This window comes from Acidimicrobiales bacterium (assembly GCA_035533095.1).
GTDB lineage: Bacteria > Actinomycetota > Acidimicrobiia > Acidimicrobiales > Palsa-688 > DATLUM01.
In genome coordinates this window covers 47,702-64,805 of record DATLUM010000137.1, presented here as the reverse complement: position 1 = coordinate 64,805, position 17,104 = coordinate 47,702, and the positions used below count along the sequence as shown (strand labels likewise).

The 17,104-nt window shown below is 67.6% G+C and carries 12 protein-coding genes; 1 reads left to right on the top strand and 11 read right to left on the bottom strand.

The window, feature by feature from the left end:
• Positions 1-2,431, top strand: a 2,431-nt coding sequence (locus VNF71_16080; GenBank protein HVA76073.1) for a phosphatidylglycerol lysyltransferase domain-containing protein, incomplete at its 5' end; no start/stop codon positions are given.
• 163 nt (positions 2,432-2,594) lie between these two features.
• Here VNF71_16080 and VNF71_16075 read toward each other — a convergent pair.
• The 11 genes from VNF71_16075 to VNF71_16025 form a co-directional block, all read right to left on the bottom strand.
• Positions 2,595-3,470, bottom strand: a complete 876-nt coding sequence (locus VNF71_16075; GenBank protein HVA76072.1) for a hypothetical protein — start codon at positions 3,468-3,470, stop codon at positions 2,595-2,597.
• Between the two features lie 333 nt (positions 3,471-3,803).
• Entirely contained in the window at positions 3,804-5,516 is a 1,713-nt protein-coding gene (locus VNF71_16070) for an NADH-quinone oxidoreductase subunit N (protein HVA76071.1), read from the bottom strand.
• Positions 5,513-7,207 (bottom strand): NADH-quinone oxidoreductase subunit M, encoded by a 1,695-nt coding sequence (locus VNF71_16065; GenBank protein ID HVA76070.1) that lies wholly within the window; start codon positions 7,205-7,207, stop codon positions 5,513-5,515. Before VNF71_16065 ends, VNF71_16070 begins: the two co-directional genes overlap by 4 nt.
• Position 7,208: 1 nt before the next feature.
• Positions 7,209-9,158 (bottom strand): NADH-quinone oxidoreductase subunit L, encoded by a 1,950-nt coding sequence (nuoL, locus tag VNF71_16060; protein ID HVA76069.1) that lies wholly within the window; start codon positions 9,156-9,158, stop codon positions 7,209-7,211.
• A gap of 6 nt (positions 9,159-9,164) precedes the next feature.
• Complete coding sequence (nuoK, locus tag VNF71_16055; protein HVA76068.1) at positions 9,165-9,470, bottom strand: NADH-quinone oxidoreductase subunit NuoK; 306 nt, start codon at positions 9,468-9,470, stop codon at positions 9,165-9,167.
• Between the two features lie 61 nt (positions 9,471-9,531).
• Positions 9,532-10,152: an NADH-quinone oxidoreductase subunit J gene (locus tag VNF71_16050; protein HVA76067.1), complete on the bottom strand. Its 621-nt coding sequence runs from the start codon at positions 10,150-10,152 to the stop codon at positions 9,532-9,534.
• Positions 10,149-10,862, bottom strand: coding sequence for an NADH-quinone oxidoreductase subunit NuoI (nuoI, locus tag VNF71_16045; GenBank protein HVA76066.1), 714 nt, complete (start codon positions 10,860-10,862; stop codon positions 10,149-10,151). Before nuoI ends, VNF71_16050 begins: the two co-directional genes overlap by 4 nt.
• Positions 10,859-12,046 carry a complex I subunit 1 family protein gene (locus VNF71_16040; GenBank protein HVA76065.1) on the bottom strand — a complete coding sequence of 396 codons (1,188 nt, stop codon included), beginning with the start codon at positions 12,044-12,046 and terminating at the stop codon, positions 10,859-10,861. Before VNF71_16040 ends, nuoI begins: the two co-directional genes overlap by 4 nt.
• The gene (gene nuoG / locus VNF71_16035) at positions 12,039-15,032 is read right to left on the bottom strand and encodes an NADH-quinone oxidoreductase subunit NuoG (GenBank protein ID HVA76064.1); all 2,994 of its coding nucleotides are present in this window, start codon (positions 15,030-15,032) and stop codon (positions 12,039-12,041) included. The genes VNF71_16040 and nuoG overlap by 8 nt, the downstream gene beginning before the upstream one ends.
• Positions 15,025-16,362, bottom strand: coding sequence for an NADH-quinone oxidoreductase subunit NuoF (gene nuoF, locus VNF71_16030; protein HVA76063.1), 1,338 nt, complete (start codon positions 16,360-16,362; stop codon positions 15,025-15,027). The genes nuoG and nuoF overlap by 8 nt, the downstream gene beginning before the upstream one ends.
• The gene (locus VNF71_16025) at positions 16,359-17,003 is read right to left on the bottom strand and encodes an NAD(P)H-dependent oxidoreductase subunit E (GenBank protein ID HVA76062.1); all 645 of its coding nucleotides are present in this window, start codon (positions 17,001-17,003) and stop codon (positions 16,359-16,361) included. Before VNF71_16025 ends, nuoF begins: the two co-directional genes overlap by 4 nt.
• Between the last annotated feature and the right edge of the window lie 101 nt (positions 17,004-17,104).

The following is a 17,104-nucleotide window of genomic DNA, read 5'->3' as shown; positions in this document are numbered from 1 at the left end:
CGAGCCGGCGGCGCTGTCGCGTTTCGTGGCGTCGAGGCTGGTGTATCGAAGGCTGGGTCGTTCGGCCTGGCTGCTGCTGGTACCGGTTGTCGCGGCCTTGGTTCTCAGGGTGCCCGGGTTCGCCCTCCATTCGGCACGGCGAGTCGACTTCACGTCGCGTGTGGGGATCGCCGCGCTGGCCGCGGTGGTCGAAATCCTGCTGCTGCTCGCGCTCGCCGTCGCGGCGCTGCGCCGCACCGGTCGAGCCCTCTCCGCTCTCTCACTAGAGGACGCGCGCGGCGACCCAAATGACGCCGCCCGCTCCAAGGCCCGCGACCTCGTCACATCCGGCCACGCCGGCTTGATAACCGGGCACACCTGCCGCCCGGAGCTCACCGACCTCGGCGCAGGCTTCTACGCCAACGCCGGTTGCGGCACCGAGGTCGTGACCGAGTACCCCACCCGGGTTCCCGGTCTCGGGCTGCCGCCGGTCTTCCTCGGCCACCGCCAGCTGGCCTGGGTCGAGCTCGAAGCCGGCAACGACCTCCATCTCCGCCTCCTCCACGGCCGCCAGAACCTCCCGGGCGCCACGCTCGCCGAGCGGCTCCTCGCGTCGCGACCTTTCAGCGCCTCGGCCGGCGACCTGCACGCCGGAGTGGTCGCCTCCTGGCCACAGGGGCAGGACTGGCCAGTCATGCCTGCGCCGCAGGACAGGGACCGCCGCGTGCGCCGGCTGGCCGCGTTCGCGGTCTTCGTCGTCGGGTTCCTCTCGCTTCTCTCCGCTCTCGCCGAACCGCTGCGCAGCCGGCTCAACGTCCTGCGAGATCTGTTCCCGCTGGCTATACCCGAGACCGCGGCGTCGCTCGCCGCTCTCGGCGGGATCGGGCTGATGGTGCTCGCCCGCGGGATTCGCCGAGGCCAGCGCCGCGCCTGGATCGTCTGCGAGGGCCTGCTGATCGCCGTCGCTGTTCTGCACGTCGTCAAGGGGGTGGACGTCGAGGAGGCGCTGATAGCCCTCGCTGCTGGGGCGTTCCTGTGGGTCTACCGGTCGTCTTTCGAGGCGAAGACAGACGTCGAGCGGGTGGGGCGAGGCGTGGTGAGGGTGGTCGTTGCGGCGGCGCTGACGGTGCTGGCCGGCGCGCTCTCGCTCCAGTTGAGCTCGTGGGTGCAGGGTCCACGCCGTGTACCCCGCCTGTCGTGGGGTCGCGCGGTGGAAGCCGCTTTGCAGAGGATGGTCGGCCTGTCGGGCGTCGCTCTCCCCGACCGTGTCAACGACTTCTTCTCCCCTGCGATGGCAACCGCCGCCGCCGGTCTGCTCGTTGCCCTGCTCTTCGTGGTGTTCCGCCCTGTCGTGCAACGGCAGCTTCGCCATTCTCCGGGAAAAGACCCGGCCGTCGCGACCGTTACGTCTTTTCCCGCCGTCTCGGGCAATGGCGACTTGGCGCGAGCGAGGTCGGTCGTGGAGCGGTACGGCAAGGGCACGCTCGACTACTTCGCGCTGCGTCCCGACAAGCAGTTCTTCTTCTGGGGTGAGACTGTGGTCGCGCACGCCGTCTACGGCAGCGTGTGCCTCGTGTCGCCCGACCCGATCGGTCCTGTCGCCGAGCGATCCGACGCGTGGCGGGCGTTCCGCCGCTACGTCGACGAGCACAGCTGGGCGCTCGGCGGGCTCGGCGCCGGCGAGGAGTGGCTGCCCATCTACCGCTCCACCGGGATGCACGACCTGTACGTGGGGGACGAGGCGATCGTGAGGGTGGGTCGTTTCTCGCTGGAGGGAGGGCGGTTCAAGGGCTTGCGCCAGGCGGTCAACAGGATCGCCAAGTACGGCTACACCATCACGTTCCACGATCCTTCCTCGCTCGACCCCGCGCTGCGCTGCGCTCTCGAGGACGTGATGACCAAGAGCCGCCGCGGCGAGGTCGAACGCGGCTTCTCGATGACGCTCGGCCGGGCGTTCGACCCGGCCGACGCGGGCTTGTTGCTGGCGGTGGTGCACGACCCCGCAGGGGTGCCCGTGGCGTTCTGCCAGTACGTGCCGGCACCGGGCATCGGCGGCTACTCGCTCGATCTGATGCGCCGCGACAACGGCGACCACCCCAACGGCCTCATCGACTTCGCCGTGGTCGAGACGATCCGCGAGCTGCAGCGGCGAGGGTTCGAGGGCCTCGGGTTGAACTTCGCGACGATGCGCGCCGTCCTCGCCGGCGAGACCGGCGAGGGAGTGTCGCAGCGCGTGCAGGGCTGGGTGCTGCGGCGCATGGGCGACTCGATGCAGATCGAGTCGCTCTGGAGGTTCAACGCGAAGTTCGACCCGGACTGGCACCCGAGGTACGCGATCTACGACGCTCCGGAGAACATGCTGGCGGTGGCGATCGCCGTGGCAAGGGCCGAGTCGTTTTGGGAGCTGCCGGTCATCGGGCGATTCCTGGTACCGCCGGCGCCTGTGGCATGAGCACCTGAGCGCGCCGGCGCCGGCCGCAAAGGGACAGGGTGACGCGGTGTCGCACTCGCTCTGCGCAACCTTGTCCGTTTGCTCGGCTCCAAGGGTCACCTGAGAGGACAAGGAATACCGATCGTTTCGCTCGGGCGACATTCTCTGTCCCGTCCGGTCCGGTTCAGGCCACACCCCGCCCGAGGACAGAGCCGAGAAGAGCGAGGATCTCCCGGTCAGCCATGACGGACGTGATCCGAACCACTCGCCAACCGTGCGCGAGCAGCAGGTTCGCGTGCCTGCGGTCGCGGTCGAACTTGGTCCGGGACTTGCCGTGGACACCGAAACCGTCGATCTCCGCAGCGACCCTGAGCTCTGGCCAGGCCACGTCCAGGATGATGAGCTCCCCCTCGACGATCACCTCGAGATGAACCGCAAAGGGCCTCAACGGTCGCAGCGCCCGGATCACCCGTTGCTCGAGACGGCTGTCGAGAGTTTCGTGCTCTCTGTCTGCGAGCACCGTCCGAAGGTTTCGCATACCTGACCGACCTCTGCCGCCCGACCGGTCCAGGGCTGCCCTCAGTTCGTCCACCGTCCACAGCCGGCGGACGACCCCTTCGTCCACGAGATCTGCGAGGTCACGGAGGTCGAATCGGCTGGCAATATCCAGAAGCGTCCGCGCCGAGGTCGTGATCAGCAGCCCATTTCGGCGCTCGAGGTCCACCGCTTCGATCCGGGTCACCCGGTGCACCGCAGCCCCCTTGGCACGGGGGTGCGAGGACCCGCACACCGAGACCTCGAGCGCCGGCCCGGATGGTATGCCCGGGAAATCGTGTATCGCTGCCGCCGTGTTGTGAGACAAGGCTGCGTTCGGGCCGCACGAAAGGCTCAATGCCACGGCCTCGCCCCATCTCGTGAGAGCGGTTCCGGGGCAGGCATACACGCCGCGATAGACCTGCCGGAGCACTCCCATCGCCACGAGTTCGCTCCGCTCCCGCTTGCCGATGCCGCAGCCGGCGATCTGCTGGTGGCTGACAACGGAATGCTGGGAGGCAGCCATTTCGAGCAAGCGTTGTGTCGAGGTTGCTCGGCGACTTGTCATAGCATGAAACTACATGTGATATCCGGATCCGTGCAACGGCGTACGTCTCAGGAGGACAGAGTCCGTCGCGGTCGCCGGCCGTGCCGCCCGCCACCAGCCAACCCTGTCCGGTCTTGGATCACCCGTCGTTCCGTAAGGGGCCAGGGTTGGTACACATCGCCGAGAACTGCCGGCAACCCTGTCCCCTTGCGCTCGCCTCGCCGACCGCCCGGCCGCCCCAGCAGACCGACCGGCCGCCCCAGCAGACCGACCGGCCGTCCCGGCAGACCCCGCCGACCCGCCAGCGCCCGTCTAGAACAGCGTCGTGGCGTGCCGTGCGAAGTCGATGACCGGCGCCGACACGCCGGCGGCGATCGTGAACACCACACAGATCACCAGGGCTACCGCAACCAGGTATGGAACCTCGATCCGCTCCTCCGCCGGCGCCTCGAGGGTGGCGGTCGCTGTCGGGCCGTCGAGGGAAGCGACCGGCTCGAGGCCGGCCAGCTCGGAACGGTCCACCGCCGGCGACCCGGGGCCGGTGCCCACGCCCACTGCCGCAGGCGTGCTCTCGCCGCGTGAATACATCAGTAGCGCGACCCGCAGGTAGAAGAACGCGGCGATCGCAGCGGCCACCATGGCGATGACTGCCAGCACGTACTGACCCTGCTCCACGGACGCCTGGATCACGTACAGCTTGGCGAGGAACCCGGTCGTCAACGGGACGCCGGCCTGCGCCAGGAGCAACACGAGCATCGCCGCGGCAAGGTAGGGCTGGCGGCGGGCGAGACCGCGGATGGCACCGAGGTCATTGCGTGCCTCACCGGAGCCCTGGATCACCTGCACCACGGCAAACGTGCCGGCGATGATGAACGTGTAGGTGAACAGGTAGAAGAGAACGCCGGCGGTCCCGTAGGCGGTTCCCGCCTGGAGGCCGACGAGCACGTAGCCAGCCTGGCTGATCGATGAATAGGCGAGCATCCGCTTCAGGTCCCGCTGGGCAATCGCCATGACCGAGCCGACCAGCAGGGTCAGCACGGCCATCAGCCAGATGATCGGCCGCCAGTTCGCCGCCTGGGTCGGCAGAGCCTCGAGCAGCACCCGTATGAGCCCGGCGAACCCGGCGGCCTTGGCGACCGCCGCCATGTAGCCGGTGAACGGAGTCGGCGAGCCCTGGTAGACGTCCGGTGCCCAGTAATGGAACGGAACCGCCGCGACCTTGAAGCCCAGACCGACGATCAGCAACGCCATCCCGGCGAGAAGCACCCCGCCATTGGTGAGCGTGTCGCGGGCAAGATAGAAGGCGATCTCATCGAACTGGGTCGACCCGGTCGCGCCGTACACGAGCGCGACCCCGTACAGGAAGATCGCCGACGAGAACGACCCGAGGATGAAGTACTTGAACCCTGCCTCGCCCGACTGGGTCCGCCGGCGATGGTAAGCGGCCATCACGTACAGCGCGATCGACATGATCTCGAGCCCGAGGAACAGCATGATCAGGCCGGCCGACTCGCACATCAGCATTGCCCCGACGCCCGCCATCAGCATAAGGACATACGCCTCGACACCGTCGAGGCCCTCGCGCCGGAGGTAACTGTCCGAAATCAGAGCGCCGAGGACCACCGCGATCGAGATCATCAGCATGAAGAACACGCTGAATCGGTCGTAGAGGATCTGCTGGCCGATGGTTACCGCGGCGTGCGAGACGTGCCCGTTCGACGTTCCGAGATCGGTCCACTCCCACGCCGACGCGATCGCCGACGCCCCGCCGATGACGGCGGTCAGTAACGGATAAAGGCCCGGCCAAGAGCGCTTGGGCAGCACCGCGGACACCGCCAGCAGCAGCAGCGCTCCGATCGACAGGACGAGCACCGGGAGGATCGACCGGTACGCGACTGCGATGTGCAGAGAGTTGGCGTTCGAGCACAGCCCGGACACCCGCCCGCCACCGGGCGCGACAGTGCACCCCCCGGGGGGCGTCGCTTGCGCCACTACCGACGCCAAGAGACCGGCCGCGACGGTCACCGCGCACCTCCGGCGTCGACGTTCTGGTTGGCAGGAACGGTGTAGTGGACCTGCGGCCGAGCCTGCGCCGGCACGTGGATCTGTGGCGCCGCGTGCTGCACGTGATCGAGCAGGTGATCGACGGACGGGTTGACCCTGTCGAAGAACGGCTTGGGGAACACGCCCAGGAACACGATGCCCGCCAGCAGCGGTGCAATGGCGACGATCTCCCGCCAGGTCATGTCGGGGCGTGCCGGCGGCAGTCCGGGCTCCCCGGCGTCGGAAGCCTCGATACCGGCATCACCCCCGCCACCACCCGCCGGCGCCACACCACCCGCCGGCGCCACACCACCCGCCGGCACACCTGCCGCCGCGGGCAACGGTCCATGGAACACCCGCTGGTACGCCCAGAACAGGTAGATCGCCCCCGAGATGATCGCCGTGGTCCCAACGACTGCCCACCAGCGATGGGTGACGAACGTGCCCGCCAGCACGAGGAACTCGCCTACGAACCCGTTGAGACCCGGCAGTCCAACTGCGCTCAGGACGACTGCCAGGAACACCGCGGCCAGTATGGGAGCGGTCTTCTGCAACCCTCCGAGTTCGGTGAACCGGAACGTGCCGGTCCTCTCCCACACCATCCCGACCACGAAGAACAGTGCGCCGGTGGTGAGCCCGTGGTTCACCATCTCCAGCACCCCGCCGCTCACGCCCTGCTGCGAGAACGCGAAGAACCCGAGCACGATGAACGCGACGTCGACGATTGACGCATAGGCGACGAGACGTTTGAGGTCTCGCTGCATGATCGTCACCACGGCGCCGTAGGTGATCCCGACGGCGGCCAAGGTGAGCAGCACCGGTGCCATGTCCGCGGCGCCGCGCGGGAGCAGGAAGACGCCCAGGCGCAGGAGCCCGTAGGCGCCGAGCTTGAACAGGATTCCGGCGAGCACCATGGATCCGCCGGTGGAGGCTTCTCTATAGGTGTCAGGAAGCCAGCTGTGGAAGGGGACCAGCGGGATCTTCACGGCGAACGCGGTCGCGAACCCGCAGAAGATGAGGACCTGATCGGCGTGGGGCAGCCGCGGGGCGAGCCGGGTAAGGGTGACGAGGTCGAATGTCTGGTGGTTACCGTTGAGCGGCGCGGTCAGCAGCACGAGTGCGAGCATGGCGACGAAGAAGAATGCAGAGCCGGCGAATGTGTAGATGAAAAACTTCATCGCCGCGTAGTTGCGCCGCTCGCTGCCCCAGCCGGCGATGATGAAGTAGGCGGGCACGAGTGTCAGTTCGAAGAGGATGAAGAACACGAACAGATCGAGCGACAGGAACGTGCCCATGCACGCCGCCTCGAGGAGAAGCATCCAGCCCATGAACGCGCGCGACCCTCTGCGCACGAGCGGGCCGACCATGGCTATTGGGAACACGAGCGCCGTCACCGCTACGAGGAAGAGCGAGATGCCGTCCACACCGAGTCTCCACCGGATCCCGAACGTGGTGATCCACGAGTGATCGCTCACGAACTGGAAGCCCGCTCTCCCGACCGGGAAGTCGGCTACGAGGTAGGCGACGAGGCCGATCTCGACGATGCCCGCCACCAAACCAAGCCGCCGTGCAGCCGCCTCCGAGATTGACGACGGCAGCAAGGCGAACACGATCGCCGCGCCGAGTGGGAAGAAGACGATGACGTTGAGGATCGGAAACGGCGAGGTCTTCACGTCAACCTCCGATCCTCGACGCCACGTACGCGAGCACCGCGGCCGCGCCTATACCGATCCCCAGCGCGTAGTTCCGGACATATCCGGTCTGGATCCGGCGCAACTGCCGTCCCGTGCCGGCCGCCAGCCTCCCGAGTCCGTTCACGGTGCCGTCGACGAGGCCGGCGTCGACACCAAAGCTGAACCCGCTGGCGGTGTGGGCGAGCGGGCCCGACACGGCTGCGGCCACACCCTCGTCGATGTACCACGCATGGGAAAGGAATGCCGGCTCGAGGCGCGGTCGCTGCCACGAGCGCCGCCAGGCGCCGAGTCCCAGGAACAGTCCGGTGAAGGCCAGCGCGGTGACCGCGATCCCCGCGTACCACTTGAAGTCGGTCGAGACGTGTACTGCCGGCGCGATCGTCTGGGGAAAGACCGGGGCGAGCCAGCGATGCAGGTAGTCCCAGTGGCCGAACGGGGCGTTGACCAACCATCCGATCACAGAGGCCACACCGAGGATCACGAGAGGGACGGTCATCACCCATGGCGACTCGTGCGGCTCCGCGCCGTGCTCCCCGTCGCCGTGACCGGAGTGCGACCCCGCGATGCCCGCTGCGCCGTGGCTGGCGTTCGCCTCCCGCCACCGCGCGTCACCGCCGAAGGTGAGGACCATCAGGCGGCTCATGTAATAGGCGGTGAGCCCGGCGGTGACCGCCCCGACCGCCCACAGCCCGGGGCTCATGTGCCAGGCGGCGGCCAGGATCTCGTCTTTGGACCAGAACCCGTCGAAGGGTGGGATCCCGGATAGGGCGAGGTACGCGACGAGGAAGGTCGGGAACGTGAGGGGGAGGTACTTGCGCAACGCTCCCATCCGCTTCATGTCCTGCTCGTCGTGTAGTGCGTGGATCACGGAGCCGGCCCCGAGGAAGAGCAGAGCCTTGAAAAAGGCGTGGGTCACCGTGTGGTAGATCCCTGCGGTGTAGTCGCCCGATCCCTCACCGAGGAACATGTAGCCCAGCTGCGACACCGTCGAGTAGGCCAGAACCCGCTTTATGTCGTCCTGGGCACAGGCGATCGTCGCGGCTAGGAATGCAGTGGCGCACCCGATGATCGCGATGACCCACTGGGTGGAGGAGCTGAAGTGGATGATGGGTGCGCTTCGCGCGACCAGGTAGACGCCGGCGGTCACCATCGTCGCCGCGTGGATCAGTGCCGACACAGGGGTCGGGCCTTCCATCGCGTCGGGGAGCCACATGTAGAGAGGGATCTGGGCGGACTTGCCCACCGCTCCGAGGAACAGCAGCAGGCCGATCGCCGTCGCCGTCGTGTTGCCCAGCATTGCGTGCCCTGATGACAGCGGGAGCAGAACATCGGAGTAGCTGAACGACTTGAAATGGCTGAACATCAGGAACAAGGCGATCATGAACCCGAAGTCGCCCACCCGGTTGGTCACGAAGGCCTTCTTCGCCGCGACAGCGGCGGTGTTGCGCTCGAACCAGAATCCGATGAGGCCGTAGGAGCAGTACCCGACGCCCTCCCAGCCGAGGAAGCTGAACAGGTAGCTGTCCGCCAGCACGAGGACGATCATCGAGAAGAGGAACAGGTTCATGTAGAAGAAGAACCGTCCGTAGTCCGAGTCGCCCTTCATGTAGCCGATCGAATACAGGTGGATCAGGGCTCCGACCCCGGTGACGAAGAGGCACCAGGTGATGGCAAGGGGGTCCAGTTGCAGGGCGAAGTTGACGTGCAGGCCACCGACGGGGATCCAGGTGAAGATGTTCTTGTGGACCGTCCGATCTGCGCTCGTCCGCCCGAGCATCGTCGCCCAAACCACGATGGTCGCTGCGAAGGAGCCGAACGCCAGGACCGTGGCGATCCAACCTGAAGCGGGGTCGCCCGTCCTCCGGCCTGCGAAGAGGAGGATGAGAGCGCCGGCGAGCGGGAGCGCGACGATGGCGTAGGCGGCGTTCATCCCGGATCAGCCCTTCAGGGTGTGGATGTCGTCGGCCGTCGTCGCAGCGCGTCGACGGAACATGGCAACGATGATCGCCAGGCCCACCACAACTTCGGCGGCGGCGACCACCAGTACGAAGAAGACCGAGGCCTGCCCGCCGAGGTCGTCGAGCAGGCGGGAGAAGGTCACGAACGTGAGGTTGACCGCGTTGAGCATCAACTCGATGCACATGAACATCACGAGCACGTTGCGCCGGACAAGCAGACCGGTTGCGCCCAGCCCGAACAGGACCGCCGCGAGGACGAGGTACCAGGCTCCCGGAACGCTCACTGGCCCACCGTCCTACGGACGCTGAACCAGCCCGTGCACATTGGTTCGCTCCCAAGGTCGCTCACTGGTGCACTGCCTCCTCCTGCTCGTCTCGCGACATCTCGCCGGCGGACGGGTCCCTTCGGCGGGACAGCACCACCGCTGCGACGACCGCGATGACCAGTAGGGCAGCCGTCATTTCGAACGGAAGAAGGTAGCGGGTGTAGATGGACTGCCCCAGCTTCTGGACGTTCTCACCCGGCCCGGAAAGGTTGCCGGCAAAACCGTGTAAGCCGCTCGTCCAGTGGTTCACCTGGGAAAGGATGAGGATCTCGACCAGTGCGACGATCCCGAGGAGGACCGCGAGCGGTCGTTGGAACCGAGTCCGTTCGGCTCCGGCGGGTTCTCGGCGGTCCACGCCGAGGAACATGATCACGAAGAGGAACAGGATCACGACTGCGCCGGCGTAGACGATGATCTGCACCGCTGCGAGGAAGTCTGCTGACTCGTTGACGAACTCGAGCGCTACTCCGAGCAGGGTGATGACGAGCATCAGCGCGGAATGGACCGGGTTGCGCATGAGGATCACGCCGAACGCGCCAGTGATGATCAAGGCCGCGCCGACGGCAAACACGGCCCAGGCGGAGCCGTGGGCCAGATGTACGCCCGACGCGGTGCCGGCGGCGAGAAGAGCGGCTGTCAACCCGTCTCCTGCCCCTTGGACGGCCTGCCCACCTTGACCCCGACGCCCTTCAGGGCGTTGCGTGCGAGTTCGCGGAGGGAAAAGTCGTTGTCCGCCGGGAAGTCGGCCGCCTCGGGGTCACTCTGGCCCTTCTGCGCTGGTCGCACGCCGTAGCCGAGCTCTCCCGACCACAGGGGCTGGCCTTCCAGCGATGCCGCCCCAGCGGGTGAGGTGGCCCGCACCCACGCCGAGGTGTTGCGATCGTCGCCGATAACCCAGTGCTCCCAGGGAAGCTCCTGCGGTTTGCCGTCGTCGTCGACCAGCAGCTCGGACTTGGTGTAGATGGCGTCGCCGCGGTTGGAGAACGAGAACTCGAACAGTTTCGACTCGGTGATCGCCTCGGTCGGGCAGGCCTCGACGCACATGTCGCAGTGGATGCAGCGGAGGAAGTTGATCTCGTAGACGTAGCCGTAACGCTCCCCCGGCGACACCGGCGAGTCCGGCGGGTTGTCCGCCCCGCGCACGTAGATGCACCGCGCGGGGCAGACGCCGGCGCACAGTTCACATCCGATGCACTTCTCCATGCCGTCCTCGTAGCGATTTAGGACATGGCGGCCGTGGAAACGCTCCGGCTTCGGCCGCTTCTCCTCCGGGTACTGGATGGTGACCTTGGGCTTGAACGGGAGCTTGCCCGTCACGACGAAGCCCTTGAAGAAGTCGATGAAGCTCAACCGTTCACCTCCCCCGATGCTCGGGAACGCCCGGATGCGAACTCGTCACGGGCCGATTCGACCTCCGTCGCGCCATGACCCACGTCTATGGCCCGCATCAGGAGCGCGATCAGGAGCACCGACCCTCCGAACGCCACGAATCCCCAGGTCCGGCTCACCTGGAACCCGGCGACGATCATCAGCATGGCGAGCGCGCCGGGGATGAGTCGTTTCCACCCGAGATCCATCAGCTGGTCGTAGCGCATGCGCGGCAGGGTCGCCCTGATCCACACGTAGATGTAAAGGATGATCAGCAGCTTGAGGAGGAACCAGAATGGCCCGATGCTGTGGCCGGCGATGCCCGGTCCGTCGGGCCCACCCAGCCAGAGGGTGACGATGATCGCCGAGTTGGTGACCAGCGCGGCGTACTCCGCGAGGTAGAACCATGCGAAATCGATCGACGAGTACTCCATGTTGTAACCACCCGAGAGCTCCTCTTCCGCTTCGACCAGGTCGAACGGCGGGCGCGTCATCTCGGCGGTGATGGCGATCGCGAACAGGGCGAAGGGGATCAACGCCGTCCTGATGATGTTCCAGTGATAGAGGAAGCCGCCGTGCTGGTTGATCACGATGGCGCTCGTGTGCAGCGAGCCGGTCACCACGATGACGGTCGCGGTCGTGAGACCAAGGACCGCCTCGTAGGACACCATCTGCGCGCTGGCCCGGACGGCGCCGAGCAGCGGGTACTTGGAACCGGATGACCACCCGGCGAGCATCACCCCGTATACGGCGATGCCGGAGGTCATGAGGAGGAAGAGGATTCCCCATGGGGGATCGACAAGCTGCAGCCGGGTCGTGTGGTGGGCGACCGTGATGGTGCCGCCGATCGGCACGATCGAGAAGGCCACCAGCGCCGGGAAGAGCATCAGATAGGGCGCGATCTTGTAGACGGCCTTGTCCGCCGTACGTGGGGTGAAGGCCTCTTTGAAGAGGAGCTTGGTCCCGTCGGCGAGCGACTGCAGCCAGCCGTTGGGGCCCGCACGGTTGGGGCCGTAGCGCACGCCGAGCCAGGCGACCGCCTTGCGCTCGTACATGACCATGAACAGCACCGAGACCATCACGAACGCGAAGACGACCACGACCTTTACGAGCAGGATGATCCAGACGGCCAGGTTGAGACCGTTCGCGAAGAGCGGGTCACCCATCGGAAGATCCCTCCTCTTCCGCGGCCGCTTCCACGCTGACACTGATGGCCGCTGCGCCGGCCTGGATGAGATCGCCGGCGGGCACGCCCGGCAGGTTCCACGGCAGGAAGGCCGTGCCCGGCGGCAGTGTCGGGTCGCCGGCGGCTGCCACGGTCACCTTCCCGCTCGCCGAGCGCAGCACCACCCGCTCGCCATCCGCAGTCCCGAGATCCGCGAGCACGGACGGGTGGACCCTCAGGCACGGCTGCGGGTGCAGCCCTGCTAGCGCCGGCACGGACCGCACGAGCGTCCCACCGTCCCACATGGTGCGCCGAGTCACCAACCGCAGACCTTGCTGCGAAATGCCGCTCGGGCCACCGGACTCACCGGAGCCGGATGCCGGCGCCATCTGCGGCAGGCCCATCGCCGCCGGCTGCGCCGGCGGCTCCGCCCCCTCGCCCGCCAGAACACCGGCCTCCTCGCCTGCTGGAACACCGGCCTCACCCTCGCCGGCAGCACCCGCCGTGCCCTCCGAAGCGGCTCCGGTTCGCACGCCACCCGCCGGCGACACCGTCACGGGCCGCACCCCGGCCTCGGTCTCGGGCTCCATCGCCACCGACGCGGAAGCCTTCAGCAGCATCGACGTGGGCGCGATGTTGTGCAGCTCGGCCGACGCGATCCCCGGATCCGCCATCGGGTCGAGTGGCTTGGGCGCGCGGCGGTCGGCACTGTCACCCGGCACGAGCGGAACGACCACCCCGTCGCGCGACTGCTGCTCCGAAAGGACGTGATACCCCGCGCCGGCGTGCACCGGCGACAGTCGCGTGACCTCCGCCCAGATGTCGTCTTGGCTGTTGAACCCGAGGTCCACGCCCATCCGGGTGGCGAGCTCGCTTGCGATCATCCAATCGGGCCATGCCAAGCCCGGGGCGGTCACCACCTGGCTGAGCCACGTGAGCCGTCCCTCGATGTTCGTGAACGTTCCGCGCTTCTCGGCCCAAGTCGCGGCCGGCAGGACGACGTCGGCGTGCTTCGTGGATTCGTTCAGGTGGGTGTCGACCGCGACCACGAAACGGGCACCGGACATCCCGCGCAGCGCCAGGCGGGCATCGATGAAGTCGCTGCGCGGGTCGGCCCCGAGCAACACCAGGCCTCCGATGCGGCCACGCGACGCTGCGTCGAGGATCCCCGCGGTGTCCATGCCCGCGCGACGAGGCAACTCGGCGCCCCAGTGGTGCGCGAACCAGTCGCGGCCCTCATCCAGCCCGAGTCGACCGGGTAGCACGCCGGGAGCCAGGCCGAGGTCGAGCGCACCGTGAACATTGCCACGGCGCAGGGCCGGAAGGAATGCGACCCCGGGGATGTCCGCCAGAACGCGCGCAGCAGCAGCGACCTGTTCGGCAGGCTCCGCAAGCGACGGGCGACCGATCAGGACCACCACGGCTGGTCCCGCCGAACCATCGCGTGCAGCGATCTCCGCAGCTCGCGCCAGGTGCCCACGCACCTCGGACAGGGCCGAGGCGTCGATGCCCGCCACCTCGCCCGTGACCGGCCCCTCGCCGGCCACTGCCGCGGCCAGCGCCTCCACCTCTCCGGGCCGGTACTGCAAGGTCAGGGCCGCGTACGGCGACAGGCCCGTGCGCGCGGGGGTGATCTCGACGATCTGCGCGCCCTTCTCACGGACCGCGTCGCGCAACCTGATGTACAGGACCGGTAGGTCGTCCTTGACGTCGCCGCACAGCGTGATGACAAGCGGCGCGCTGCACGCCTGGTCGATCGTCACCCGTGGCAAGCCGAGGATCGTCTCGGCCGGCAGCCCGTCACCGAGTTGCGCGTCGACGTTGTCGGTGCCGAAAGCGACGCGAGCCGCCTTCGCCCACGCGTAAGCGTCCTCGTTGGCCAGACGCGCGCCGCCGATGACCGCCAGGGACTCGCCGCCGCCCGACATTTTCGCCCGCGACAGGCCTTCCGCCGCCGCGGTGAGCGCCTCCGCCCAGGAGGCCGGGACAAGGTCGCCGCCCTTGCGAACCATTGGCGTCGTCAAGCGTGACTCGCTGCGGCCCGACTCGAAGACGAACCGTCCCTTGTCGCACAGCCAGCCCCAGTTGACCGGATCGGAGTCGACGCCGATCAGGCGGGTGATCTCGCCGAAACTCGACTGCACTGCGACGCGGCATCCGACCGCGCACGTGGTGCACGTGCTCTCCACCTGCTCCAGGTCCCAAGGGCGTGCCTTGAACCGGTACGGCTTGGACGTCAGCGCCCCTACCGGGCAGATCTGCACCACGTTGCCGCTGAAATAAGACGAATAGGGTTCGTCCGGGAAGACAGCGACCTCTGTCATGTCGCCACGCTCGGCGAAGTCGATAAGCGGATCCCCGGCCACCTCGTCGGCGAAGCGCACGCAGCGACCGCACTGGATGCACCGCTCACGGTCCAGCAGCACCAGCTCGCTCAACGCGATCGGCTTCTCCCAGTGCCGTTTCTCCTCGACGAAGCGCGTCTCACCGGGACCGTAAGCGAGGGTCTGGTCCTGCAGGGGGCATTCGCCTCCCTTGTCGCACACCGGGCAGTCCAGCGGGTGGTTGACAAGCAGGAACTCGAGAACGCCTTCCTGCGCCTTCTTAGCCATCGGGCTGGCGGTGCTGATCTTCATGCCGTCCGCGACGGGGTTGTAGCAGGCCGGCATCAGCGAAGGTCCCCGAGGGCCCTCCACCTCGACCAGGCACATGCGGCACATGCCCACCGGCTTCATGCGCGGGTGGTAACAGAAGCGGGGGATGTAGACCCCAGCTTCGTCGGCAGCCTGGATGATCCACTGACCGGCCTTCGCCTCGACCTCGCGGCCGTCGATCGTGATGTTCACGGTCTCGCCACCGGGAGCCGGAGCCGGCGGCGCCGTGCCGACGGCGCTCTCGGTCACGGTCGGGCGGGAGACCAGGCGGACTGGCGCCTCGACGCCGGTGTGGCCGGTCGAGGTGCCGGGTCCCGGGTTGACCTCAGACACGGGCCATCTTCCTCGGCAGGCGGTCGGGGGGGAACGGGCAGCGACCCTCTCGTACATGGGCGAGGTATTCGTCGCGGAACTTCCGGATCCCGGAAGCGATCGATGGGGGCATCGACGGGCCGAGGACGCAGATGGTGGTCTGCGCCGGCGGCCAGGTGACGCCCGGAGAGATGTTGTCGCACACGTCCATCAACAAGTCGAGATCCGATTCACGCCCCTGGCCGGACTCGATCCGCTCGAGGATCTTCTCGAGCCAGCCGCTGCCCTCGCGGCATGGCGTGCACTGCCCGCACGACTCGCGGTGGAAGAACCGCGTGATCCTCCACGCCGCGCGCACCATGCACGTCGTGTGGTCCATGGGGATGACCGAACCGGAGCCCGCCATCGAGCCCGCTCCGGCGATCGCTTCGTTGGACAAGGAGACGTCGACCTGATCGGCGCCCAACCACGGCGAAGACACTCCACCCGGGATGATCGCCTTCAGGTCGTTGTCGTCGCGGATGCCACCGCCGAGGCGGGGGTCGTAGATCAGGTCCCTGAACGTGGCCTTCGCCCACTCGAGCTCGTAGTTGCCGGGCCGCTTCACGTGACCCGCCAGCGCGAGCAGCTTTGTCCCTTTCGAACGACCCTCGCCCAGCGCAGCGAACGCCTCCCCACCGTGCAGCATCAACCACGGCAGGTTCGACACCGTCTCGACGTTGTTGACGATCGTCGGCGCGCCGTAGAGGCCCATTGCCGCGGGGAAATACGGTGGCTTGATCCTCGGGTACCCCCTCTTGCCCTCGAGGCTCTCGAGCAGCGCTGTCTCCTCGCCGCAGATGTAGGCGCCGGCTCCGGGGTGCACGACGATGTCCACCGAGAAGTCGCTTCCGAAGATCTTCTGGCCGACCGCCCCCATCCCATAGGCCTCGTTGAGGGCGGCCTGCAGTCGTTCGATCGCGAGCGGAAACTCACCGCGGACGTACAGAAACACCTGCGCAGCGCCGATCGCGTACGCGCAGATCAGCGATCCTTCGATGAGCTGATGGGGGTCTCCCTCGATGAGGGCGTGGTCCTTGAAGGTCGCCGGCTCGCTCTCGTCGCCGTTGATCGTCAAGTAGATCGGCTGCGCCTTGCGGAGCATCCCCCACTTGCGGCCCGCCTCGAACCCCGCACCCCCACGGCCGAGGATGTTGGCCGTGTTCACGTGCTCGTGCACCTGCTCAGGTGTCATCTTGAGAGCGGCGCGCAGTCCCTCGTAACCCTGGTCGTCCAGGTAGGACCGCAGGGTCCACGAGTGCGGCGTCGCCAGCCGCCGGCTGACGATCGGTGCGGCGTCGGTGACCGTCACTGGCGCCCTTCCAGGTGCCCGGCATTGATGGACGCCACTGCCGCCGTCGTGCGCCGCGTGCCCAAGGGCACCGGATGCTGACCGGCGCCACGACCGTCCGATCCAATGCCGGCCGCCCGGCGTACCCGGCTCAACGTCCCGTGCGGCGGCACCTCCTCGTCGAGCCGCCCGGCGCGCAGGTCCTCGACCAGCGAGTCGAAGCCGTCCGGGTCCATGTCACCGAAGAACCGCCAGTTGACAGTGACGCACGGAGCGTTGCCGCACAGCGCGAGGCATTCGGCGTCCTCCAGGGTGAACATACCGTCCGCCGTGGTCCCGCCGGGCGCGACGCCAAGACGGTCCTCCACGTACTCCAGGAGCCGGTAGGCCCCCTGGAGCATGCACGCGATGTTGGTGCAGACCGCTACGAGGTACTTGCCGACCGGTTCGAAGTGGAACATGTCGTAGAAGGTGGCGGTGCCGCGTACCTCGGCGGCAGTGAGGCCGAGCATCTCGCCGACTTGCTCCATCCCATCTTCCGACAGGTACCCGTCCTGCTCCTGCAGCACGTGCAGGATCGGGATGAGAGCCGAGCGCGCGTACGGGTAGAGGGCGATCAGGTCGCGCGCGCGTTGCTCGTTGTCGGGCGTCAGGCGGGCCACGCCCGATCCTTGCCCATCGGCGAAGCTGCCGCAAAACCCGCGTGAAGTGAGTCTTGAGTTGGCTTCGCAAACCGACCCGTCCAACCCGGGCGGCGCCGCGA